Annotated in this window: 21 protein-coding genes; 11 read left to right on the top strand and 10 right to left on the bottom strand. The window is 60.0% G+C overall.

All coding sequences use genetic code 11. From position 1 onward, the window contains the following. Positions 1 to 13: 13 nt before the first annotated feature. On the top strand, positions 14 to 928 hold the full coding sequence (locus CR254_RS15025) for a VOC family protein (RefSeq protein WP_097931423.1): 915 nt from the start codon (positions 14 to 16) through the stop codon (positions 926 to 928). Between the two features lie 39 nt (positions 929 to 967). Here CR254_RS15025 and putA read toward each other — a convergent pair whose 3' ends face one another. Continuing rightward, positions 968 to 4,456, bottom strand: a complete 3,489-nt coding sequence (putA, locus tag CR254_RS15020; protein WP_097931421.1) for a bifunctional proline dehydrogenase/L-glutamate gamma-semialdehyde dehydrogenase PutA — start codon at positions 4,454 to 4,456, stop codon at positions 968 to 970. A 133-nt stretch (positions 4,457 to 4,589) separates the two neighbouring features. Here putA and CR254_RS15015 point away from each other — a divergent pair, with 133 nt between their 5' ends. Continuing rightward, a complete protein-coding gene (locus CR254_RS15015; protein ID WP_097931420.1) occupies positions 4,590 to 5,048 on the top strand; it encodes an Lrp/AsnC family transcriptional regulator in 459 nt (152 codons plus the stop codon). 5 nt (positions 5,049 to 5,053) lie between these two features. Here CR254_RS15015 and CR254_RS15010 read toward each other — a convergent pair whose 3' ends face one another. Next, entirely contained in the window at positions 5,054 to 5,818 is a 765-nt protein-coding gene (locus CR254_RS15010) for a hydroxypyruvate isomerase family protein (RefSeq protein WP_097931418.1), read from the bottom strand. Further along, positions 5,815 to 6,192, bottom strand: coding sequence for a methylglyoxal synthase (locus CR254_RS15005; RefSeq protein WP_097931416.1), 378 nt, complete (start codon positions 6,190 to 6,192; stop codon positions 5,815 to 5,817). The genes CR254_RS15010 and CR254_RS15005 overlap by 4 nt, the downstream gene beginning before the upstream one ends. A 129-nt stretch (positions 6,193 to 6,321) precedes the next feature. On the opposite strand from CR254_RS15005, the gene CR254_RS15000 reads away from it, so the two are divergent. The 5 genes from CR254_RS15000 (at position 6,322) to CR254_RS14980 (ending at position 12,008) form a co-directional block, all read left to right on the top strand. Beyond that, on the top strand, positions 6,322 to 8,703 hold the full coding sequence (locus CR254_RS15000; protein ID WP_097931415.1) for a heavy metal translocating P-type ATPase: 2,382 nt from the start codon (positions 6,322 to 6,324) through the stop codon (positions 8,701 to 8,703). Then, positions 8,700 to 9,086, top strand: a complete 387-nt coding sequence (cueR, locus tag CR254_RS14995) for a Cu(I)-responsive transcriptional regulator (protein ID WP_097931413.1) — start codon at positions 8,700 to 8,702, stop codon at positions 9,084 to 9,086. Before CR254_RS15000 ends, cueR begins: the two co-directional genes overlap by 4 nt. Positions 9,087 to 9,284: 198 nt before the next feature. Next, positions 9,285 to 11,249 carry a DEAD/DEAH box helicase gene (locus CR254_RS14990; protein WP_097931411.1) on the top strand — a complete coding sequence of 655 codons (1,965 nt, stop codon included), beginning with the start codon at positions 9,285 to 9,287 and terminating at the stop codon, positions 11,247 to 11,249. A 61-nt stretch (positions 11,250 to 11,310) separates the two neighbouring features. After that, a complete protein-coding gene (locus CR254_RS14985; RefSeq protein ID WP_097931409.1) occupies positions 11,311 to 11,649 on the top strand; it encodes a Lin0512 family protein in 339 nt (112 codons plus the stop codon). Continuing rightward, positions 11,646 to 12,008 (top strand): Lin0512 family protein, encoded by a 363-nt coding sequence (locus tag CR254_RS14980; protein ID WP_097931407.1) that lies wholly within the window; start codon positions 11,646 to 11,648, stop codon positions 12,006 to 12,008. Before CR254_RS14985 ends, CR254_RS14980 begins: the two co-directional genes overlap by 4 nt. Before the next feature lie 34 nt (positions 12,009 to 12,042). On the opposite strand, the gene CR254_RS14975 is transcribed toward CR254_RS14980, so the two are convergent. The 5 genes from CR254_RS14975 to CR254_RS14955 are packed head-to-tail and all read right to left on the bottom strand — an operon-like array spanning position 12,043 to position 16,597. Further along, entirely contained in the window at positions 12,043 to 12,342 is a 300-nt protein-coding gene (locus CR254_RS14975; protein WP_097931405.1) for a DUF4387 family protein, read from the bottom strand. Continuing rightward, complete coding sequence (locus CR254_RS14970) at positions 12,339 to 13,685, bottom strand: acyclic terpene utilization AtuA family protein (protein ID WP_097931403.1); 1,347 nt, start codon at positions 13,683 to 13,685, stop codon at positions 12,339 to 12,341. Before CR254_RS14970 ends, CR254_RS14975 begins: the two co-directional genes overlap by 4 nt. Beyond that, positions 13,685 to 15,190 (bottom strand): tripartite tricarboxylate transporter permease, encoded by a 1,506-nt coding sequence (locus CR254_RS14965; protein WP_097931401.1) that lies wholly within the window; start codon positions 15,188 to 15,190, stop codon positions 13,685 to 13,687. The genes CR254_RS14970 and CR254_RS14965 overlap by 1 nt, the downstream gene beginning before the upstream one ends. A gap of 1 nt (position 15,191) precedes the next feature. Continuing rightward, positions 15,192 to 15,629: a tripartite tricarboxylate transporter TctB family protein gene (locus CR254_RS14960; protein WP_097931399.1), complete on the bottom strand. Its 438-nt coding sequence runs from the start codon at positions 15,627 to 15,629 to the stop codon at positions 15,192 to 15,194. After that, complete coding sequence (locus CR254_RS14955; RefSeq protein ID WP_097931397.1) at positions 15,629 to 16,597, bottom strand: Bug family tripartite tricarboxylate transporter substrate binding protein; 969 nt, start codon at positions 16,595 to 16,597, stop codon at positions 15,629 to 15,631. The genes CR254_RS14960 and CR254_RS14955 overlap by 1 nt, the downstream gene beginning before the upstream one ends. Before the next feature lie 98 nt (positions 16,598 to 16,695). Between CR254_RS14955 and CR254_RS14950 the strand changes: the two genes are divergently transcribed. The 4 genes from CR254_RS14950 to CR254_RS14935 are packed head-to-tail and all read left to right on the top strand — an operon-like array spanning position 16,696 to position 20,370. Then, positions 16,696 to 17,361, top strand: a complete 666-nt coding sequence (locus tag CR254_RS14950) for a response regulator transcription factor (RefSeq protein ID WP_097931395.1) — start codon at positions 16,696 to 16,698, stop codon at positions 17,359 to 17,361. Next, positions 17,358 to 18,746, top strand: a complete 1,389-nt coding sequence (locus CR254_RS14945) for a sensor histidine kinase (protein WP_219618030.1) — start codon at positions 17,358 to 17,360, stop codon at positions 18,744 to 18,746. Before CR254_RS14950 ends, CR254_RS14945 begins: the two co-directional genes overlap by 4 nt. Next, a complete protein-coding gene (locus CR254_RS14940; protein WP_097931393.1) occupies positions 18,716 to 19,756 on the top strand; it encodes an ABC transporter substrate-binding protein in 1,041 nt (346 codons plus the stop codon). Before CR254_RS14945 ends, CR254_RS14940 begins: the two co-directional genes overlap by 31 nt. An 11-nt stretch (positions 19,757 to 19,767) precedes the next feature. Beyond that, positions 19,768 to 20,370 (top strand): nucleoside/nucleotide kinase family protein, encoded by a 603-nt coding sequence (locus CR254_RS14935; protein WP_097931391.1) that lies wholly within the window; start codon positions 19,768 to 19,770, stop codon positions 20,368 to 20,370. A gap of 3 nt (positions 20,371 to 20,373) precedes the next feature. Here CR254_RS14935 and CR254_RS14930 read toward each other — a convergent pair whose 3' ends face one another. Further along, on the bottom strand, positions 20,374 to 21,399 hold the full coding sequence (locus CR254_RS14930; protein WP_097931389.1) for a fatty acid desaturase: 1,026 nt from the start codon (positions 21,397 to 21,399) through the stop codon (positions 20,374 to 20,376). Between the two features lie 152 nt (positions 21,400 to 21,551). Continuing rightward, positions 21,552 to 21,986, bottom strand: a complete 435-nt coding sequence (locus CR254_RS14925) for a DUF1801 domain-containing protein (protein ID WP_245851674.1) — start codon at positions 21,984 to 21,986, stop codon at positions 21,552 to 21,554. Positions 21,987 to 22,113: the final 127 nt, after the last annotated feature.

Genomic DNA, 22,113 nt, shown 5'->3' with positions numbered 1-22,113 from the left:
GCGGAGCATCACCATGTTGAACCAGATCAAGGGCCTGCACCACGTCACCTCCATCGCGGCGGATGCGGCGCAAAACAACCGGTTCTTCACCAATACGCTGGGCCTGCGGCGGGTGAAAAAGACGGTCAATTTCGATGCGCCTGACGTGTACCACCTGTATTACGGGGATGAGACAGGCGCCCCCGGTTCGGTCATGACCTATTTCCCGTTCCCAAATGCGGCGCGCGGTACGGCGGGCGTGGGTGAGGTTGGCACCACCACATTTTCCATCCCCGAGGGGGCGCTGCCCTATTGGCGGGACCGGCTGGCGGGCAACGTGGCCGAGGATACCCGCTTTGGCCAGCAACGCCTGCTGTTTACGGCCCCTGACGGCGACCAATTTGCGCTGGTAGAACAGTTGGGCGACGCCCGTGCCCCATGGGCCGGAAACGGGGTCAGCGCGGATGAGGGGATACGCGGGTTCCACTCCGCCACCATGCGTCTACAGGATGGCGGTGCCATGGCAGAGCTGTTGGGCTTCATGGGCTATGAGACGCTGGAAACCGAGGGCAATGTCACCCGGTTTGCAGTGGCCGACGGCACCGGCGCGAATATTATCGACGTTGAAACCCTGCCCGACGCCCAGCGCGCGCAGCAGGGCGCAGGATCGGTGCATCACATCGCCTTTGCCGTGGAGAACCGGCAGGCGCAGCTAGAAATACGCCAAGCGTTGCTGGACACCGGATATCAGGTCACGCCTGTAATTGATCGCGACTATTTCTGGGCGATCTATTTCCGCACCCCCGGTGGTGTGCTGTTCGAGGTGGCAACCAACGAGCCCGGATTTGATCGGGATGAGGCCCCTGCCCATCTGGGTGAGGCGCTGAAACTGCCCACGCGGCACGAACATTTGCGGCCTGTGCTTGAGCAGAAATTGCAGAAAATCTAGGCAGTTGGGGCGTGCATATCCGCGCACGCCCCGTTCCATTTATTGCGACGCGGCCAGCAGGGCGGCGTTGCCACCTGCAGCGGTGGTGTCGATGCAGACGTGACGCTCCATTATGCAACGCTCCGCCAATTGCGCCGATCCGACCAAGGGCAGGATCGCGCCTGTCCGTTGGGCCAAGGCACGGCGCAGGGCGCGACGTGGTTCTGTCGCAGCATCCGAGGCGACAACAGCGAACCCCAGCAATTGGGTCAGGGCCTCCGCCGATAGAACGCCGTCCACCCCCTCCACCGCAGTGGCACCCGGTGCGACGATCACTGTGGGGCAACCGGATTTGGCGGCCTGAAGGGCCTGCAAACGAGCCGTGACCAAGCTTGGCCCCAGACACAGAACAACCCCGCGACCCATCGTGGACAGGCGGTTAGATTCCCCCGTTGGGCCATGCATTGCAGTCTGCGACAGCTCTACACCGGGCAAGGCAGCAGCGACGTTCAGCGCCTGTTGCACGTCCGTGACAGCCGCTGCTCGCCCCTCAACCGATGCCTCGGACCCGCGAGATGCAGCAGCAAAGCGCGGCAGATAGTTCGGCCCGCCTGCCTTTGGACCCGTCCCCGACAGCCCCTCACCGCCAAACGGTTGCGAGCCGACAATCGCGCCAATCTGGTTACGGTTGATGTAGATATTGCCGGCATGCAGGCGGGCGCAAACCTGCTCCACCCGATCATCAATCCGGCTGTGCATGCCAAAGGTCAGGCCGTATCCCTGCGCGTTGATCGCATCGACCACACGGTCCAGATCGCGCGCGCGGAAGGTCGCGACATGCAGCACGGGGCCAAAGATTTCCTCGCTCAATGCCTCGATCCCCGACACCTCGATCAGGGCTGCACCGGTGAAGTTTCCAATCTGTGGCGTGGACAGGCGTTTACGCAGGCGTCCCTCGCTTTCGGCCACGGCAACATGCGCCTCGATCTTATCCCGTGCAGGGCCATCGATGACCGGCCCGATATCGGTGGAAAGGTGCCATGGATTGCCTGTGACCAGCTCATCCATCGCGCCCTCCAGCATACGCAGCAGGGATGGTGCCACATCCTGTTGTACATATAGCACCCGCAGCGCCGAGCATCGCTGACCCGCCGATTGGAATGCCGACACCACGATATCGCGCACCGCCTGTTCGGGCAGCGCCGTGGAATCCACGATCATTGCGTTCAGGCCTCCGGTTTCCGCGATCAATGGCACGCTAGGTGACATGCCGTTAGCCATCGCGGTGTTAATCCGCATCGCGGTGCCGGTGGAGCCGGTAAAGCACACGCCACCGATCCGCGCATCAGAACTGAGCGCGGCACCAACCACGGCCCCCTGCCCGGGCAGATATTGCAGCACGCTGCGCGGAACGCCCGCCTGATGCAGAATCTCAACCGCGCGTGCGCCGACCAGCGGGCTTTGCTCTGCCGGTTTGGCCAGAACACCGTTGCCCATGGCCAAGGCGGCGGAGATTTGCCCGCAGAAAATCGCGAGCGGAAAGTTCCATGGCGAAATGCAGGTGAAAATACCACAGGGCTGCGTGCCCTCAACCGCTTGGCCTGCATAGTATCGCAGGAAATCCACGGCCTCGCGCAGTTCACCAACGGCGTCGGCCAAGGTTTTACCCGCCTCACGCGCCAACAGGGCGAACAACTCGCCATGGGCGTCCTCCATCAAATCAGCGGCGCGCAGCAGGGTTGCGGCACGCTCCGCTACCGGAGCATCCCAGATTGTCGCCCCCGCGATGGCTGTTTCCACATCGGCAAAGCTGGCATCGCGCACCGTTCCGACAAGATCATCGGGGCATGCCGGATTGAACCGGTGCATGGCCTGTGTCGGCGCAGTTTGCACGGCGAGCATCGGCCCTGCGGACCATTCATGCCGCTCAAACGGATCACGGGCCGCTGCAATTTTCTGCAACGTAGTCACATCGCACAAATCAAAGCCCTGCGAATTCGTGCGCCCGGGGAAAATCGCCTCGGGCTTCAGCACGGCTGACTTGCCCCGCACAACCTGCCATGCCGCGAAGGGATCAGCGGCGACGACCTCCGCCGGAACATCCTCGTCCACGATCTGGTTCACAAAGGACGAGTTCGCGCCGTTTTCCAGCAAGCGCCGCACCAGATAGGCCAGCAGATCGCTATGCGCGCCAACGGGGGCATAGATACGGCAGCGCGCCTTAGGTAAGCGCAGCACGATATCGTATAGCGAGGCGCCCATTCCGTGCAGCCGCTGGAATTCATATTCCTGATGGGGCTGTGCCATTTCCAGCACCGCCGCGACGGTATGCGCGTTATGCGTGGCGAATTGCGGGTAAATGCGGTCAGACAGGTTCAGCAGCTTTTGCGCGACGCAGATATAGCTGACATCGGTTGCCGCCTTACGCGTAAAGACGGGGAAGTCTGGCAGACCCTCGACCTGCGCACGCTTGATTTCGGTATCCCAATAGGCGCCCTTGACCAAGCGAACCATGATTTTGCGGTCCAGATGCGTGGCCAAGGTGTGCAGCCAGTCGATCACGTGACCAGCGCGTTTGCCGTAAGCCTGCACGACCACGCCGAACCCGTCCCAGTTGGCCAGTTCGGGATCAGCCAGAACCGCCTGAATCACGTCGAGGGACAGGTCCAGCCGGTCGGCTTCCTCCGCATCGATGTTCAGGCCCATACCGGCGGCGCAGGCCTGACGCGCCAGATCTCGGGTACGCTCGACCAGTTCGGACATCACGCGGTCACGTTGGGCCACCTCGTAGCGGGGATGCAGAGCCGAGAGTTTGATAGAGATGCCGGGATTGTCGCGGATATCTGCCGCAGTGCAAAACGGAGCCAGCTTTGCGATGGCATCGCGATATGCCTTCAGGAAATGCTGCGCGTCGTGTTCGGTCAACGCCGCCTCGCCCAGCATGTCGTAGGAATAGGTATAGCCCTCGGCCTGCCGTGCTTTGCCGCGCTTTACCGCCTCCTCAATATTGCGGCCCAGAACGAAGTTATGGCCCAGTTCCTTCATCGCGCGGGCAACGGCGGTGCGGATGACCGGCTCCCCCAAGCGTTTCACTGCGCCGTGCAGGGTGGCGGCAACGCCCTTACGTTTGTCTTCCTTCAGAACCTTACCGGTCAGCATCAACGCCCAAGTGGAGGCGTTAACCAGTGACGACGAGGATTTCCCCAGATGCTCACCCCATGCGGAGGGTGCGATTTTATCCTCGATCAACGCATCGATCGTGTCGGAATCAGGCACGCGCAGCAGTGCCTCGGCCAGACACATCAGGGCGACGCCCTCATCCGTGGATAGGCCGTATTCAGCCAGGAATACCTCCATCACACCGGGTTTCGCGTCGCTGCGAATGGACCGCACTAGACCAGCGGCGCGATTTACGATTTGCTCACGCTGTTCAGGTGCAGGGGCCTGTTCGCGTATCAACGTTTCCAGCACGTCGCCCTCTGGGGCTACATGCATGGTGCGTATTGTGGCGCGCAGCGTCTCCAGACGGGTCAGAGTCTCGGTCGTCATTCGGAAAAATCCTTGATAGGGTTGCGACGTCAGTTTACTGGATGAAGAACAGGCTTTTCTCCCGCGATTTGACTTCACAACAGCAATTCGCCCGAAGTTATTGCCTGATTGCAGGACAATCGCAGGAAATCCGATGGCTGACAGTCAACTAGACAACTTTGACCGCAAGATTCTCGCAATCCTTGCAGAGGATGGCCGGATCGCGGTCACCGACCTTGCCCGCCATGTCGGCCTGTCTAAAAGCCCCTGTCAGGTGCGCATGAAGCGTTTGCAGGCCGAGGGGTACATTCAGGGGTTCCGTGCACGGCTAGACCCCGCGAAGATGGGCATGCGGCATGTGGCCTTTGTCGAGGTACGCCTGACCGACACGACCGAGGCAGCCCTGCGTGCATTCGGTGCCGCCGTGTTAAAGATACCCGAAATCGAACAGTGCCACATGATCGCCGGTGCGTTTGATTTCCTGCTAAAGGTCCGCACCAGCGATATCGTGACCTATCGGCAGGTTCTGGGTGAGCGCGTTTCCGCCCTGCCCTATGTTGGCAGCACCTCGACCCATGTGTCGATGGAATCCATCAAGGATGACGGATTCTAATCGTTTCAATCGGCGCGCAGGGTTTGCATCCAGCCTAGGCCGACTCCCGTTTCGCGGCTGGGGCGATATTCAGCGCCCAGCGGCTGATCCCAGCCCAGCCTATCGAGCAGCGCGAATATCTCCGCATAATCCAGATCGCCACCATCCGGCTGCGCCCGTTCAGGGACCGAGGCGAACTGGATATGCCCGATCATCGGCAGATATTCCTGCAAGTGGCTCGCCACATCGCCCTCAGTCCGCGCAACATGGTAGCAATCGAACATCAGTTTGAGGTTATCACGCTCAACCTCGGCTATGATATTCGCCGCCTGTGCCAGCGTATTCAGGAAATAGCCGGGGGCGTCGTGCGCGTTCAGCGGCTCAATCAGGATCGTAATACCGTGCGCCACGGCGGCACCACAGGCATAGCGCAGGTTCGCAACAAAGGTGTCATGCGCCTTTGCCCCCTGTGCGATGCCCGCCATCACGTGGATTTTGGACACTCCAATCCGGCGCGCATATCCGATGGCCTGATCGATTGCGTGTTGCGCCTGCTCCTGCCGGTCAGGCAGCGCGCTCAGCCCGTTTTGCCCTGCATCACCGCGCACTGTATTCAGCGCCAGCATTGGTAGGCCGGTTTCGTGCAGAGCCATGCGCACATCCTCCGCCGGTGTTTCATAGGGCCAGTGGCATTCGACAGCCTCGAACCCCGCCGCTGCCGCTGCACGAATTGCGTCGGGCAATGGCAGTTCCGTCCACAAAAAGCCCAGATTTGCTGAAAACTGCGTCATGTATGCGCCACCCCTAGCAGTGCATCCGCCGTGCGTTCATTCACCGCCAGCGCCGTATCATACAGGATCGCCAAGCGTAGCAGCGATTTCACGTCAACATCATGGGGCAAGGCCGATAGCGGATCGATAAAGAAGACCAGCCCGTCCAGCCGCCCCTCAGCGATCATCGCGCCAAGCTGTGCATCCCCGCCCAATGGGCCGCTTTGCAATCGTGTGATTGGCAGGCCGACCTCTGCCTCGATCCGGCCGCCGGTGGTGCCGGTGCCGAACAGCGTCAATTCGCCCAGCGCCAGTTTGTGCAGCTTGGCCCACGCGACCAACTGATCCTTTTTCCCGTCATGCGCCACAAGTGCCAGAGTTTTGATTGCGCTCATTTTCAGCGATCCCCGTCCGAATTCAACCTTAGCTTGTCATTTATATAGCGCAGCGAAGGCAAAGCCCCAACGCCCCTTGACCTTCCAGCGACTGGAAGCCCTATGTGACGAGTGAACAGGAGAAACGTCATGGCCAGTTACACGCTACAGATTGAAAATATGACCTGCGGCGGATGTGTCAGTCGGGTTGAGGCCGCGTTGGACAAGGCGCCCACGACCACCGATGCCCACGTCAATTTCGCCAATAAAACGGCCCGCATCGAAACGGGCGATTTGCCGCAGGTTCTAACCACGCTTGAGGCAGCAGGCTATCCCGCGCACCAGACGGTCACAGACCTGACCATTGACGGCATGCATTGCGGGTCGTGTGTTGGCAAAATCGAACGCGCATTGCTGGCCTCGCCGCAAGTTGTTGCCGCGCAGGTGAACCTTGCCACGGAAACAGCGCGGGTAACGCATGTGGAGGGCGTGGACTTGGCCGCGATCATCCGCGAGGCCGGATATCAGGCGCAGCCCGCCACGGCAGAGGTCGCTGATAAAACAGATGAGGTTGAGGCCGCGCGCAAGCGGATGATCCTTGCCGTCGCGCTGACCGCACCGGTTTTCGTGCTGGAAATGGGGGCGCATATCTTTCCCCCCGTTCACATGGCGATTGAGCAAACCATCGGCATGCAGGCCAGTTGGGTCATCCAGTTCATCCTTACAACGCTGGTTCTAATCTGGCCCGGACGCGAGTTCGCCCGCCTCGGCTGGCCCGCCCTGCTGCGTTTTGCGCCGGACATGAACACTTTGGTTGCGCTGGGGACTTTGGCGGCGTGGGGATATTCCAGCGTGACGACCTTTGCGCCGACGCTGCTGCCCGCCGATAGCCGCGCCGTGTATTTCGACGCCGCCGCCGTCATCGTGACCCTGATCCTGCTGGGTCGCTGGATGGAGGCACGGGCAAAGGGCAAGGCGGGTGCCGCCATCACCGCACTGGCGGGTCTGCAACCGCGCACTGCTCGGGTTGAGGTTGATGGCACCGTGCAGGAGCGTGACATCAGCACCATTCGCGTCGATGACCTGATTCATATCCGCCCGGGTGAGAGGATTGCCGTGGATGGCATCGTCACCAGCGGCTCCTCTCATGTGGATGAGAGCATGATCTCTGGCGAGCCTATGCCCGTGGATAAGGTTAGCGGCGATACTGTGACCGGCGGCACCGTCAATGGCACCGGTACGTTGGTCGTGCGCGCAAACCGTGTTGGCAGCGATACCGTTCTGGCAGGCATCATGCGGATGGTCGCGGATGCGCAGGCCGCTCGATTGCCGATTGAGGCTTTGGTAAACCGTATCACCCTGTGGTTCGTGCCGGTTGTGATGGTGATTGCCGCGGCAACGGTGGCGCTGTGGTTGATCTTCGGCCCGTCCATTGCGCATGCGTTGGTTGCAGGCGTTGCTGTGCTGATCATTGCCTGCCCCTGTGCAATGGGTCTGGCAACGCCCGTTTCGATCATGGTTGGCACGGGCCGCGCGGCGGAGCTGGGCGTGCTGTTCCGGCAAGGGGATGCTCTGCAAAGCCTGCAATCGGTTGAGATTGTAGCCTTTGACAAAACCGGAACCCTAACGCAGGGCCGCCCCGAACTGACCGATTTCGAGAGTGCCGCAGGCTGGAACCGCGATGATGTCCTGCCCCTGATTGCCAGCGTGGAGGCCGGATCGGAACATCCACTGGCCCGTGCAATCCTGCGCGCCGCTGAACCGGCAGGCCCTGCCACCGACTTCCGCGCATTAAAAGGCTTGGGCGCGGAGGCGCAGGTCGATGGCAAACAGGTTCTGGTTGGTGCAGATCGCCTGATGCGTGATCGCGGCATTCCGCTCGATTGGGCGCAAGAGGTCGGCACACGTATTGCGCAGGCTGGGCGCACACCGATCTATGCCGCCATAGACGGCACCTTGGTCGCGGCCCTCGGCATTGCCGACCCAATCAAGGACACGGCGCGTGAAACGGTCAAAAACCTGCGCACCGATGGATTGCGCGTGGCCCTGCTAACCGGTGACAATCCGCTAACCGCCAGTGCCGTCGCGCAGGAATTGGGTATTGAGGAACTGCACGCGGGCCTGATGCCGGATGATAAGGTTGAGGCACTCCGCGCCATGGACGCCCCTGTTGCCTTTGTCGGGGATGGGATCAACGACGCCCCTGCCCTTGCCGCTGCGACTGTGGGCATAGCGCTGGGGTCCGGCACCGACATTGCGATGGAAAGCGCAGATGTGGTCCTGATGTCCGGTGATCCGCTCGGCGTGCGTGATGCCCTGCGGTTGAGCAAGGCGACGCTGCGTAACATTCACCAGAACCTTGGCTGGGCATTTGGCTATAACGCCCTGCTGATCCCCGTTGCGGCGGGGGCGCTATATCCGCTGACGGGCACATTGCTGTCACCCGCGCTGGCGGCGGGGGCGATGGCCCTGTCCAGTGTGTTTGTCGTCAGCAACGCATTGCGTCTGCGCCGCATTGGAGGTGCCCAATGAATATCGGACATGCCGCCAAGCGGACCGGATTACCCACCAAGACCCTGCGCTATTACGAGGAGATCGGATTGGTCAAACCAGCCCGTGATACCAACGGATACCGTGCATTTAGTGAGGTAGACATCCATAACCTGACCTTTGTGGCCCGTTCGCGGGCGCTTGGTTTTTCGGTCGAGGAATGCCGGACCCTGCTGACATTATGGCAGGATACCGACCGCGCCAGCGCCGATGTGCGCAAAATGGCGGCGCTGCATCTGGCGCGGATCGAGGAGAAGATCGCCGATCTGGCGGCGATGCGTGATACCTTATCCGAACTGGTGCAGGGCTGCGCGGGCGATGACAGACCCGACTGTCCGATCCTGAACGGGCTGGCCGGTGAATAGCCGGCTCCGTGCTGCATCTGCGAAGAAACCTGCATGCAGCCCTCGACAAGTGGACGTGAACCGCATAGAGCAGCGCCTTTGGTGCGTTTTACCTGTTCCAAACTGCTCTTAGGGGTGCGGTGTCCGGGTGGAAGCGTGAGGAGCGTTGGCTCCACCCTTGTCCCCGACGATACCGTCGAACTATTGAGAGATTTGCTCGTGAAACAAGCCCTTGCCGATGCGCTGCAACAGCGCGGCTATACCGACCTGACACCCGTTCAGGAAGCAGTCACCAAGCCAGAGCTGGAGGGCGCAGATCTGCTGGTCTCCGCGCAAACCGGATCTGGTAAAACCGTTGGCTTCGCGCTGGCCCTTGCACCTACCCTGCTGGGCGATGCCGAGGTATTCGGTCAGGCCGAGGCCCCGCTGGCGCTGATCATCGCGCCAACCCGCGAATTGGCCCTACAGGTTAAGCGTGAGCTGGCTTGGGTCTATGAAAAGGCCAATGTTGTTATGGCGTCCTGTGTGGGCGGCATGGATATGCGCGACGAGCGTCGCACGCTGGCACGCGGTGCGCATATCGTCGTCGCAACACCCGGTCGTTTGCGCGATCACATTCAGCGCGGCTCCATCGACCTTAGCGGTGCGCGCGCCGTTGTGATGGATGAGGCGGACGAGATGCTCGACCTCGGCTTCCGCGACGATCTGGAGTTCATTCTGGAGCACGCCCCTGAGGAACGCCGCACGCTGATGTTCTCCGCCACGGTGCCACGGGCGATTGGTGAGCTGGCCAAGCGTTACCAAAAGGACGCCGTGCGCGTCACCACATTGGCCGAGCGTTCGCAGCACGCCGACATCACCTATCAGGCGATGTCCGTTGGCGCACGCGATGCGGAAAATGCGGTTATCAACGTATTGCGGTTCTACGAGGCGCCCAGTGCCATCGTATTCGCCAACACCCGTGTTGTTGTGAACCGCCTGACCACGCGCTTGTCGAACCGTGGTTTTTCGGTCGTTTCGCTGTCGGGTGAGCTGTCGCAGAACGAGCGTAGCCACGCCTTGCAGGCGATGCGCGACGGTCGGGCCAAGGTTTGTGTGGCAACCGATGTTGCGGCACGCGGTATCGATTTGCCCAATCTGGAGCTGGTGGTTCACGCCGAACTGCCCTCCAACCACGAGACATTGCTGCACCGGTCGGGCCGGACAGGTCGCGCGGGGCGCAAAGGCGTCAGCTCGCTGATCGTCACGCCTAAGGATCGCAAAAAGGCTGAGCGTATTCTGAAATTCGCGCGCCTGAACGCAGAATGGGGCGAGGCCCCCTCAGCCGAGGCTGTCGTGGCCAAGGATGAGGAGCGTATGCTCGCCTCTGACGGATGGCGCGATCCGATTCAGGAAAACGAAGCAGCGATGGTCGCTACTCTGACCTCCAGCTACGATCCGGATCAAATCGCTGCCGCCTATCTGCGCCTGTATCGTGAGCGTCAATCCGCGCCTGAGGAACTGGCCGCAGCGGGTCCAGATGCCCCGCGTCAGCCGCGTGAGGCCTTTGGCCCCAGCACTTGGTTCGCCGTCGATGGTGGCCGTGCCGCCGGTGCTGAGCCGCGCCGTCTGTTGCCAATGCTGTGCAAGGCTGGTGATCTAACCAAGAACGATATTGGCGCGATCCGCATTCAGCAGGATCAATCCTTTGTCGAGGTGCGTCAGTCCAGCGTTGCGAAATTCATGAACGCACTCGGGTCGTCAATGACGGTTGAGGGCGGCGCGAAGGTTTCGCAATTGAACGAGGCCCCTGTCCTGCAACCCCGCCCGCAGCGGGCAAAGCCGTCGCGCTCCAAATACGGCCCTGACGCGCCGCGCGCCCCCCGCCCGGATCGTGCCCCGCGTGAGGAACCGCGTGCAGTTGTGCATGACACAAAGCCGACCGAGTGGAACGACGATCCTGCCCCACGTCAGCGTAAACCAAAGCCCGAGGAGCGTCGCCGCGCCGAGGAAGCTCGCGGTGATCGTGCAGGCAAACCACAAGGCGGTAAGCCCGGTAAAACACCGGTAGGCAAGCCGAACTCCAAGAAGAACAAGGCGCGCGCAGCTGCCGCCGCGGCCGAGGGGAAACCCGCCGGTCGTCCGGGTGCGAAATTCCGCGCTGGTGGACCGGGCTTCAAAAAACGCGGCGCAGACAAGCGCTAAGCACTATGCCTGATGCCTCGCCCCAGCCATAAAGCAGGGGTGAGGCAGCGGGAGGCCAGAAATGGTACGAGTACTGACGGAATTCGGAATGGGCACATCGCTGCGGCGGCGTGACTACACACAGGCGGCCACGCGCGGCGTGCAGGATGCCCTGTGGCACAACTCAATCAACATCGCGGAACTGTTCGGCTTTCCCAAGGAGGCCATGCAAATCCTGCTTGAGGTCGGCGTACAGCAACCTGATGCCGTGGATGTAGACGCCCTGACGCAGGTGTTCCCCTATGGGCAGGTCGAGGTCGTAGTGAAAAAGGGCGGGCTGGACGTGCCGCGCCCTGATGGCGAACCGACGGTGATCGCCAATGTCGCCATATCCGTTAGCTTCGCGATGGAGAAAGCCTGATGGAACAGCGTATTATCATCGAAATGGGTATGGGCAACGACCTGTACGGGCAGGACTGGACCAAGGCTGCCTCCCGCGCGATCGAGGACGCAATCCGCCATTCCTCACTGCCGATATTCGAGGCGATCAACCTGCCACATTCGCAAATGCGCGTGCAGGTAACGGTCGGCGTTGGTGGCCCCGTTGATCTTGAAAAACTCGCACAGGGATTGCCCCGTGGCCGCGCCGAGGTGAAGGCCGTCGAGGGTGGGATGCAGGTTGAAAACCCCGATAATGGCAACGTCATCGTCATCGCCAGCGCCGCGGTTGAGGCATTTGTACCGCCCCAAACCGGATGGGTTTTGCGCGATCAGGAATAGGCAGTTCAGGACCACACCCCGAACCACCCAATATTCAGATCGTCAGTGATGCAATCAGAACCGCAAAGGACGCACCGTGCATGTCCCGATCAGCGCGCGTGCCCTGAATAGCAGGGCGCGGCGCGCTGAATTTAACCACGTTCAGGTCCGACAGATCGAAACGCTTTAGCTGATCGGGCCTGACATTCAGCGCCTGCGCAACGATGCCACTGTCCAGCCCTGCGCTGATTTTATCAAACGCCCCCGCAGAGCCGCAGAAAATATCCACGGTCAGCCAGAATGGCCCAGCATTTTTGGAGCGCACCTTTAGCGCTGTTTCACCTACCGTGCTCATGGCGCCACCTCGATCACGTCCAGGCGGAACGCATCCATCGGATCATCTAGTCTGAGGATATGGTTCAGGCAAAATTCATGGATCGCGCCCCGTTGCATTTCCGGTGGAGAGAACGGGAATGCAAAGGTCGGCATCTCCTCCTCCTCGGTCAGGGGATGGTGCAGCAGGTAGGGGTTGAGCATCTTGGCAACCTCCATCGACAGGGCCTGCGTTTGTGCCGTGATGATGCCCATGACGCCAACCTCCGTACCTGATTGCGCGGTTGTATCCAGCGCGCCTAGCGTCGCGTCCAAACCGATAATCCGCAGCTCGATACTGAACTCACCACTGACACGCGATTGCGCCTTTGCCGTGCATTTTGTCTGGATATCATCACACCATGCGCGGATATTTTGCACATAACGCGGATCACGGACCAGCGCGATGCTGACGGTTTGGAAACCGGTGCGACGTGCGCCCTCCAGCTTGACCGTATAGGGTGCGGGCACCCACTGACTGCCCTCAACCCGAACGGATCGCGCATCCGGTGCCGTATAAACCGCGTTGCTGACATCCAGATAGCCACCCGGTTCAAACAACCGGATCGGGTCACTGTTTTCATACAACATATGCGCCGAGACAGTATGCGGCGTTGCCCGCACGCCCTGCCCCATCGGCTGCATGGTAAAGCCGGTTTCATCGAAATCGATCAGGATGGTGCCGGAATTGGGATGCGTGGTGGCCAGCGCCCCGCATTCGCCAATCTTGGCCCCATGCCACGCGCCGCCAGCATGGCAGCCGTGTTTCAGGGGCAGCGCTGCAATAATCGCCGTATCGGTGGTGCGGCCCGCAATCACAATATCCGCCCCAGTATCCAGCGCTGCGGTGATCTGCTCCGCCCCAGCCAATGCTACGATATTCGTGCATTCGTCCAGCAATGCAGGATCAAGTGGTTCGGACGGGGCCAGCGGAGTTACCCGCCCCGCGCCAAGCGCAGACTTTAGCGCAGCCGCGTCCTGCCCGCTTTTGAGCACCGCGATCTTCAGGTTTTCACCTGTTTCGGCGGCAATCTCTCGCGTGATGTCCACCAGCCAGTCCACGGCATCATCCGCGCCGCAAGTACCCGCTGTGCCAATAACCAACGGAACACCCGCCTGCGCCCGTGCGGCCATCAGCTCACGCCACTCAGCCTTGGTCGAGTTGCGCGAATATTTCGACGTGCCCGTACCCAGATAATGCGGCCCGCTATCGGTGGAGCCGCCATCAATCGCGATCACGTCCGGCCGCATTGCGATGCCGGCAGCCAGGGCCGCGCGATCATATCCCAGACCCAGCGCCCCCGAGGGGATCAATACTCTAATCATCAATCTGTCACCGCCTGAGGTTTCGTAAGCACCGAGCGTAGGAACATTGGCGCGATAAAGCCGACAACCGCCGCAATCCACAATCCAATCGCGATGGGTGAGGAAAACAGGAATGTCGCATCTCCGTCAGACAGCACCATCGCACGCCGCAGCGCGTTTTCCATATTCCCGCCCAGCAAAATGCCAAGGATCACCGGAACCGTCGGGATATCCAGCTTGCGTAGTACGTATCCCAGCGCGCCAAAGCCGATCATCAGCAGCAGGTCGAAATAGCTGCCCGATAGCGAGTAGATGCCAACGAACGACACCATCGTCACTCCCGGCAACAGGATCCATGCAGGCACCGACAGGATGCGTACAAAGATCTTAACCATCGGTACGTTCATCAGCAGCAGAACCACGTTGGCAATCAGCAGCGATGCGATCAGGCCCCAAACGACCTCTGGCCGGTCGGTGAACAATGTCGGCCCGGGTGTGATATTCAGCGTCATCAGCAGCGCCAGCAGCACCGCAGTCGTTCCGGATCCGGGCACACCAAGCGTCAGCATCGGCACCAGCGCACCACCCGCAGCGGAGTTATTGCCCGCCTCAGGCGCGGCAATACCCCGTGCCACACCGGTTCCGAAACCACCCTTTGGCCCTGCAATGGATTTTTCCGTCATATAGGCGAGGAAAGATCCCAGCGACGCACCCGCTCCCGGCAGGATACCGGCGACAAAGCCAACACCAGACGCACGGATCATCGTCGGAGTGGTTTCGCGGATATCGCGCCATGGAATGCGAACCTTTTCCAGCTTCACCCCGATGGACGAGCCCTTGCCATGGCTTTCGATGAAAAAGAACACCTCGGCAATTGCGAACAGGCCAACAATCGCCACGAGGAAATCGATGCCATCCATCAGGTGCAGATGGCCGCCGGTCATGCGCGGCAGGCCGGAATTGTTATCCACGCCGATCATGGCAATGCCCAGACCAATGCACGAGGCCAGCGCCGCCTTGGCTTGGTTATTGGATGCCATCCCGCCCAACGTACAAAACGCCAGCAGGTACAGCGCGAAATATTCAGCGGGGCCAAACAGATAGGCAACACGCGCCAGCATCGGTGCCAGCAACATCAGACCGATCGTTGCCAGCAATGCACCGACAAAGGACGCAACGCCCGACAGCACCAGCGCATCGCCTGCCCTCCCTGCCTTGGCCATTGGATAGCCATCCAGCGTGGTCATCAGCGCCGGTTCATCCCCCGGTATGTTCAGTAGGATCGAGCTGATCCGCCCGCCATACATCGCGCCATAATAAACGGCGGTCATCAGGACCAACGCTTGGGTCGCGTCGAGGCCCAGTGTGAACGTAATCGGGATCAGGATCGCCACGCCGTTCGACGGGCCTAACCCCGGCAGCGCACCGATAATCGTGCCCAGAAAACAACCGGCCACGGCCAGCATCAGCGTGTAGGGCGACAGCGCCACGGAAAACCCGAGCGCCAGATTTGCAAAAATATCCATGTCAGAACCACCCCTTAGGGAACGCGAACAGGCTTAGGCCCAGTGCGAACCTGAACAGCACAAACAGCCCGACGCTAAGCCCGACACCTGTCAGTGCAGCGGCCCGTGGCTGGGGTGACAGCTGATAGCTCAACACACCTGCGGCGATGGCCGTTGGGACCAGAAAACCAAGCGGTTTCAGTGAATAAGCATAGGCGATCAGCACAACAACCGCGATCAACAGCGACACCCATGTGCGGCCAATAGGCCAGCTTGGGTCGGGATCGGGGCGCAGGATCAGCACCAGAGAGCTAAGAGCAGCAACCGCACCCACCAGCATGGGAAAGGCCTTGGGACCGACAGGATCGGCCAGAAAACTTGTCTGGATCTGTGTGGCGCTCGCAATATATGCGAGCGCCACGAAGAGAGAGACCAGACCGAAAATCCGGTCGGATGCCATTACTGGATCACCCCGATCTCACGGCTGAGCGTGTTGATCTCAACAACCAGATTATCCACATAGGACTGGAACTGATCGCCAACCATGGTGAAGGGCGCCAGACCGTTTGCGGCCATGGATTCAGCCCAATCGTCGGAATCTGCAACCTGCTGCAACTTGTCAGCCCAGCCGTTGAAATCCTCGTCCGAGATACCGCGCGGTACGTACAGACCGCGCCAGTTCACGGCGACAACGTCAAAGCCCTGCTCACGCGCCGTTGGGATATCGTCAAAGCCGGGCACACGCTCCTCGGTCAAAACAGCCAATACGCGGATTTCGCCAGCGTTAAGGAAGCCTACAACCTCAGACATGTCGCCGGTCATCGCTTGGGTAAAGCCACCAACGGTCTGCGTGATCGCATCCGCGCCACCGTCAACACCGATATAGCGAACCGAACGGATATCGTCGAAGCCTGCCCGTTGCAGAACCATCAGCGGCTTCAGGTGATCAAAACCACCCACAGCGGACCCACCGGCAAATGCGACGGAGCCCGGGTCAGCCTGAATCGCGGAAACCAGATCTCCCAGCGTGTGATAATCGCTATCCGCCGCAACAACGATAACGCCCGGATCAGCACCGATTGCACCAACGAAGCGAACCTGATCCGCCGTCGCACCCGCATATGCGTTTTGTGCAAGGCGAGTAGTAGTGGCCGAGGACGCCGCAATGATCACATCATTGTCGTCATTCCGTTCGTTCACGATGTGGCTATACGCCAAACCACCGCCCGCGCCGGACATGTTGGTCACCTGAACAGGCTGGTCCACCGCGCCAATATCAAACATGATTTTACCGATTTGACGGCAGGTGAAATCCCAGCCGCCACCGGGGTTTGCCGGTGCGATGCATTCCGCCGCGCTAACCGCAACAGGCGCGGAAAAGCCCAGCACTGCGGTCGCAAAGACCGCCTTAAACAGACGTTTTGTCATTGTAGTCCTCCCATTTGACTTGGCTTATTAGTTTGCCAATGCTGCACCGAAACCCTTCAACCTGACACCAACCTGTCACGGCATCGAAAAAGTGACCCATGCGATTTTTGCTTATCGAGGATAATCCGAAGCTGGCCAGCGCCATTGTCGAACGGCTGCGGCTGGACGGGCATGCCGTGGATCATGCCGATACTTTGGACGCTGCGCATTCCTGTTTGGCGGTTGCGCGATACGATCTGATGCTGCTCGACATCATGCTGCCCGATGGCGACGGGCGCGCCCTGTTGGAGAGCCAGCGGCAGGATACCAACCGTTGTCCGGTCATCGTGATTACGGCCCGTTCAGCGGTGTCGGATCGGGTCAGCCTGCTGGATTTGGGGGCCGATGATTACATCACCAAGCCCTTTGATTTTTCGGAGCTGGAGGCCCGCTGCCGCGCCGTTTTACGCCGTCAGGGGCGGGCAACGGATAACCGGATCAGCATCGCGGGAACCACGCTGGATTCAACGGCGGGGGAACTTCTTTTCGACGGTCAGGTGATCGCATTACGCAACCGCGAATTGCGTCTTCTGGAGGTATTTTTCAAGGCACCCGGGCAGGTGTTTTCCAAATCTCACCTGATCGACCGCATGTTCTCACTCTCCGACGAAGCCTCTGAAAACGCTATCGAAGTTTACGTTGCCCGCTTGCGTAAACGGCTGGATGGGTCGGGGACGAAAATCGAAACAGTGCGCGGGTTAGGTTACCGCATGGTTGCGGTATGACGGCTACGAAAATGCACCCCACAGCGTCGATCCGGCAGAACCTGTTTTACCAGCTTGCCGGGGTTGCCGCGATCCTGTCATTTGCCTTTTTCCTGATCGTTCGCGGCGTGGCGGAACAGGCGGCGGAAATGACGCAGGATGGCATCCTGTCCGCCTCCGCCACCGCGATTGCAGATGCCCTGCGCAGTGAGGGTGGCGCGGTGGTTTTGGACTTGCCTTACTCCGCCCTATCCATGCTGGGCACATTGAACGAGGATCGGGTTTTCTACCGCATCTATACCGATCAACAAACCCTAACCGGCTATCCCGATTTGCCCCTGCCTGATGAGCGTCCGCGACGGGGTGAGCCGGTTTTTGAAACCCACGAATTTCGCGGGGACGAGGTCCGCGCCGTATCCGTCATGCGCCCTGTCGGGGCATCAGGTGCCGCGCGAAATGTCATCGTTACCGTCGCCCAAACACGGTTGGGGTTGGAGGCAACGTCGCGTACCATCACCACAACCGCGACAGGGGTAGCGGCGGGATTCTTTCTGGCGGCGACGGGGCTCAGCCTGTGGGCAGCCTCTGCCGCACTGGCCCCGATTGAGCGTTTGACCAGCGCCGTCGCCCGCCGTGGCCCCTATGACCTGCGCCCTGTTACGGCGGACACCCCGACCGAACTGGTGCCGCTGGTCGATGCGCTGAACTCCTTCATGACACGCCTGCGCGCATCCCTCTCCCGCACCGAGGATTTCATAGCCGAGGCCGCGCACAGGGTCCGCACGCCGCTCGCCACTGTCCGCACGCAGGCCGAAGTCACGCATCGCAAGTTGAACAAGCCTGAACACCGTCTGGCCATCCGCGAGATGATCCGCGCAATTGATGAAAGCTCACGCTCCGCCGGACAGATGCTGGATCACGCGATGGTCAAGTTTCGGACCGACACGCTGGCCAGCGATCAACTGGATATGCGCGCCCTGATTGACGAGGTTTGCGACCGCCTAGGTGCCACCGCTGATCTGAAGGATATCGACATCATCCGCGATCTGCCCGACGATCCGATCCCCATCCACGGCGACGGTATTCTGTTGCAAGCAACTCTGCAAAACCTGTTGGATAACGCCATCAAATACTCGCCCGAGGATAGCCGCATCACCGTTTCCGTCACGCCGAACGATGCGCTATGGGTGTCTATCACTGATGAGGGGCGCGGCTTTGGCGATGCCGACCTGACCCGCCTGAAAACTCGCTACACGCGCGGTGCGAATGTTGGGGATATTGTCGGTTCCGGTTTGGGGCTGACCATCGCGGATGAGGTGGCCAGCGCCCATGGCGGGCGGATTGATATTAAACCGAACGAGAATGGAGCCGGAGCATGCGTTTCCCTCGTCTTGCCGCGCGAATAATCGCCGCCCTGACCCTGCTGACCACCGCCAGCCATGGCTATGAGGTTGAGCAGCAAATGCACTATCCCTCCACACAGGACGGGACCGTGTTGCGCATCATTTCCACTGCGGATTTGAATGTGTTCGAGCCGATCTTGCTGGCCTTTCAGGACATGCATCCCAGCGTTGCAGTCGACTATGTTGTCGTTGAAACCGCCGATTTGATGCATGCGATTTATGCCGAGGGCGCTAGTTTTGATCTGGCCATTTCCTCCGCTATGGACCTGCAAACCAAGCTGGCCAATGACGGGTTTGCGCAGGACTATACCTCACCCGCGACGCAGGCCCTGCCGGATTGGGCGCGATGGCGGAACCAGGTTTTCGCGTTTACACAGGAACCTGCTGTGCTGGTGGTCTCCGATGATTTCTTTGGCACGGAACACCCGCCCACCAATCGTGATGAGCTGATTGCATTGCTACGTGAAAGCCCCGAACGGTTCCGCGGCAGGATCGGCACATATGATGTCAGGCGTTCCGGCTTTGGTTATCTGATGGCCACGCAGGACAGCCGCAACAGCGAGGCCTATTGGCGCCTGATGGAGGTGATGGGTCGGTTGGAGGCGGAGCTATATTGCTGCTCGGGCGAAATGATCCGTGACGTGGCCAGCGGTAATTTGGCATTGGCGTACAACGTGTTGGGCAGCTACGCGACATCGCAATTGGCCATAACGGACGGGTTTCGGATTATCGAGCTGAGCGACTATGTAAACGTCATGCTGCGCACCGCATTGATCCCTGTCACGGCTGAAAATGTAGCGGATGCTCAGGCGATGATCGATTTTCTGACTATGCTTGAAACGCGCCCTGACTTGATTGCCGCATCCAACCTGCCCTCCATTGCGCAGGAAACGTTTCGCGCTAATACAGCCCTGCGCCCGATCCGGTTCGGGCCGGGCTTGCTGGTGTTTCTGGATCAGTTGAAACGTGCGGCCTTCCTGCGAAATTGGGAAGATTCACTGCTGCAAAACTAAGGATATGCCACGTGTGCATTGCTGACCTCACCACCCAAATCAATGCCGTGCTACCCAAAGGGCGCAGGCGCCTCATCGCGCTGGCCGGTGCGCCTGCAAGTGGCAAATCAACCTTGGCCGATGATTTGGCCAATGCATTGGGCGGGCAAGTGGTTCCGATGGACGGCTTTCATCTGGATAACTCGATTCTCAGCGTCCGTAACCTGCTACACCGCAAGGGCGCGCCTGAGACATTCGACGCCAGCGGCATTTTGCATCTGGTGCAACGTTTGGCGCAGGGGGCTGAGGTCGTGCACCCTACATTCGACCGCCACCGCGACATCGCGATTGCAGGCAGCGGCGTGGTTGGGGTGGACTGTACGACCGTGGTGATCGAGGGGAATTACCTACTGCACGACGCCCCGATCTGGCGGGAGCTGAGCGCGCTGTGGGATTTCTCGATCCGGCTGGATGTGCCAATGGCTGAGCTGCGCAATCGGCTGGTTCAACGGTGGCTGGATCATGGGCTGACCGAACGGCAGGCCATCGCACGGGCCGAGGAAAACGACCTGCCCAATGCGCGCCTGATGGCAGCGGCGGAATTGCCCGCCGATGCGACAATCACGTCAGCCTAGCGGTCAGGCCGCCATTCGCCGCGCCGTGGCAAAGGATACCAAGCGGCGGCTCTTTTCATCCCACAGGTCGAGGCTGGCGCATTTGAAGCTCTGCCCCAAGGTCATGCGGCTGACCTCAATCAACTCACGATGGTCACGCAGAACCTCTGGCAAGCGATAGAACGGGATGCGGCTATACAGGTGATGCACATGGTGAATGCCGATATTCGCCGTAAACCAGCGCAGCACTGGCGGCAAATCGAAATGCGAGCTGCCATGCAGAGCCGCCTCGTGAATTTGCCAATCAGGTGCGCGATCCCAATGCGTGTCCTCGAACTGATGCTGGATGTAGAACAACCACATACCGGCAGAGGCCGCGACCAGAGTGGATGGCAGAAAGATCAAGAACAGCGCCTGAAATCCGCCGAAATAGGTAATCGCAGCCAATAGCGCGAGGATACCGACATTCGTGCCCATAGCGCTGATCCAGTATTTACGCCCCTGATTCATAAACCCGACCGGCAGGCGGTTTTGCAGGATAAACAAATAGGTCGGGCCAAGGCCAAACAGAACCAGCGGGTGGCGATAGGCGCGATACATCAAACGCCCCAGCGGGGTGCGCTGGTGATATTCCTCAATCGTTAGCGTCATCACATCACCGATGCCACGATGATCCAGATCCCCCGCATGGCTGTGATGGATCGAGTGGGACCGCCGCCAAACATCGTAAGGCGTCAGGGTCAAAACGCCCAATGCGCGACCGATCCAGTCGCTAACATCGCGGTTGCCGAAAAACGATCCATGGCCGCAATCGTGTTGAATACAAAACAGCCGTAACAGGAATGCGCCGTTAAAGGCCGAAATCACAAATGCGCCCAGATAACTGAACTGAACGACCCAGCACGCAGCAACCCATAGCGCGACAAACGGGATCAGGCTGATCACCAGTTCATAGCTGCTGCGGACGTTGCTAGGCTCACGATAACCCGCAAGAACCTTGATCCAATCGCGGGGTTGCCTTGCCGGCGCAGTGCTAGTGTTTTCTGGCATGATCTTCTTCACATTGCATTAGGCGTCTCGGATAACGGAATGACGCCACGTAGCAAGCAAAATTAGCCCTCCGCGCCCATTCATCGCGGTTTGTTGTATTATTTGGTACGCTTGCAGGACACGACATATACGGATGTTAACCGCGCTGCGGATCACGATGTGCGCGCGACCCTTTTGGATTTAACGTGATATGTCAGTGCATTAGAAATTAGCGCCGCAATCGTATCCGGCATAATGTCCTGTCCGGTCGTGAATGTGACCGCCCGATTTCCCTCATACGTATAGGCATCGGGAAACAGGTGACGAAAATCCGTCAATAGCGTCGTCTGGCAATGCACATACAGCGCGAACCCGCCGGATTTCGGCACGCCCAACCGTAATGTTGACCCTGATTTTGTGTCAGGCGTCAGATAGGATGGCTGACCCCATTTCAGGGTTTCATGCACGCGGCCAATTCCGGGATCAGCCGCGGCGCATTCGAAAATCAGGCCGCGTAGCGCCATTAGCCCATCCCGCACATCAGGTGCGAATTTGGCAAACGCCTGCGCAACCTGCGGATCGTCAAAGGCAGGATGTTTCTGTTGCACGTAAAATACTCCGTTTCACCAAATTCATAGCAATCTTTGCGATCTGGCACAGACCCAACATTTAGACCTTGCCCTAGCTGCCTGCCTTTGTGAGTACGACTCTAAACGCGTTCCTTACCCCCGCTGG

Source organism: Pontivivens marinum (genome assembly GCF_900231835.1).
Lineage (GTDB): Bacteria > Pseudomonadota > Alphaproteobacteria > Rhodobacterales > Rhodobacteraceae > Pontivivens > Pontivivens marinum.
Note: the sequence above shows the minus strand (reverse complement) of the source record. Positions and strands in the feature narration are given on the sequence as shown.

Bases quoted from the DNA above. Each gene is read 5' to 3' on its own strand.
- CR254_RS14930 (WP_097931389.1), bottom strand. From the start codon at position 21,399: ATGCCAGAAAACACTAGCACTGCGCCGGCAAGGCAACCCCGCGATTGG.
- CR254_RS14970 (WP_097931403.1), bottom strand. From the start codon at position 13,685: ATGATTAGAGTATTGATCCCCTCGGGGGCGCTGGGTCTGGGATATGAT.
- CR254_RS14985 (WP_097931409.1), top strand. From the start codon at position 11,311: ATGGTACGAGTACTGACGGAATTCGGAATGGGCACATCGCTGCGGCGG.
- CR254_RS14960 (WP_097931399.1), bottom strand. From the start codon at position 15,629: ATGGCATCCGACCGGATTTTCGGTCTGGTCTCTCTCTTCGTGGCGCTC.
- CR254_RS14955 (WP_097931397.1), bottom strand. From the start codon at position 16,597: ATGACAAAACGTCTGTTTAAGGCGGTCTTTGCGACCGCAGTGCTGGGC.
- CR254_RS14975 (WP_097931405.1), bottom strand. From the start codon at position 12,342: ATGAGCACGGTAGGTGAAACAGCGCTAAAGGTGCGCTCCAAAAATGCT.
- CR254_RS14940 (WP_097931393.1), top strand. From the start codon at position 18,716: ATGCGTTTCCCTCGTCTTGCCGCGCGAATAATCGCCGCCCTGACCCTG.
- CR254_RS14965 (WP_097931401.1), bottom strand. From the start codon at position 15,190: ATGGATATTTTTGCAAATCTGGCGCTCGGGTTTTCCGTGGCGCTGTCG.
- CR254_RS15010 (WP_097931418.1), bottom strand. From the start codon at position 5,818: ATGACGCAGTTTTCAGCAAATCTGGGCTTTTTGTGGACGGAACTGCCA.
- CR254_RS15025 (WP_097931423.1), top strand. From the start codon at position 14: ATGTTGAACCAGATCAAGGGCCTGCACCACGTCACCTCCATCGCGGCG.
- CR254_RS15000 (WP_097931415.1), top strand. From the start codon at position 6,322: ATGGCCAGTTACACGCTACAGATTGAAAATATGACCTGCGGCGGATGT.
- CR254_RS15015 (WP_097931420.1), top strand. From the start codon at position 4,590: ATGGCTGACAGTCAACTAGACAACTTTGACCGCAAGATTCTCGCAATC.
- CR254_RS14945 (WP_219618030.1), top strand. From the start codon at position 17,358: ATGACGGCTACGAAAATGCACCCCACAGCGTCGATCCGGCAGAACCTG.
- CR254_RS14950 (WP_097931395.1), top strand. From the start codon at position 16,696: ATGCGATTTTTGCTTATCGAGGATAATCCGAAGCTGGCCAGCGCCATT.
- cueR (WP_097931413.1), top strand. From the start codon at position 8,700: ATGAATATCGGACATGCCGCCAAGCGGACCGGATTACCCACCAAGACC.
- CR254_RS15005 (WP_097931416.1), bottom strand. From the start codon at position 6,192: ATGAGCGCAATCAAAACTCTGGCACTTGTGGCGCATGACGGGAAAAAG.
- putA (WP_097931421.1), bottom strand. From the start codon at position 4,456: ATGACGACCGAGACTCTGACCCGTCTGGAGACGCTGCGCGCCACAATA.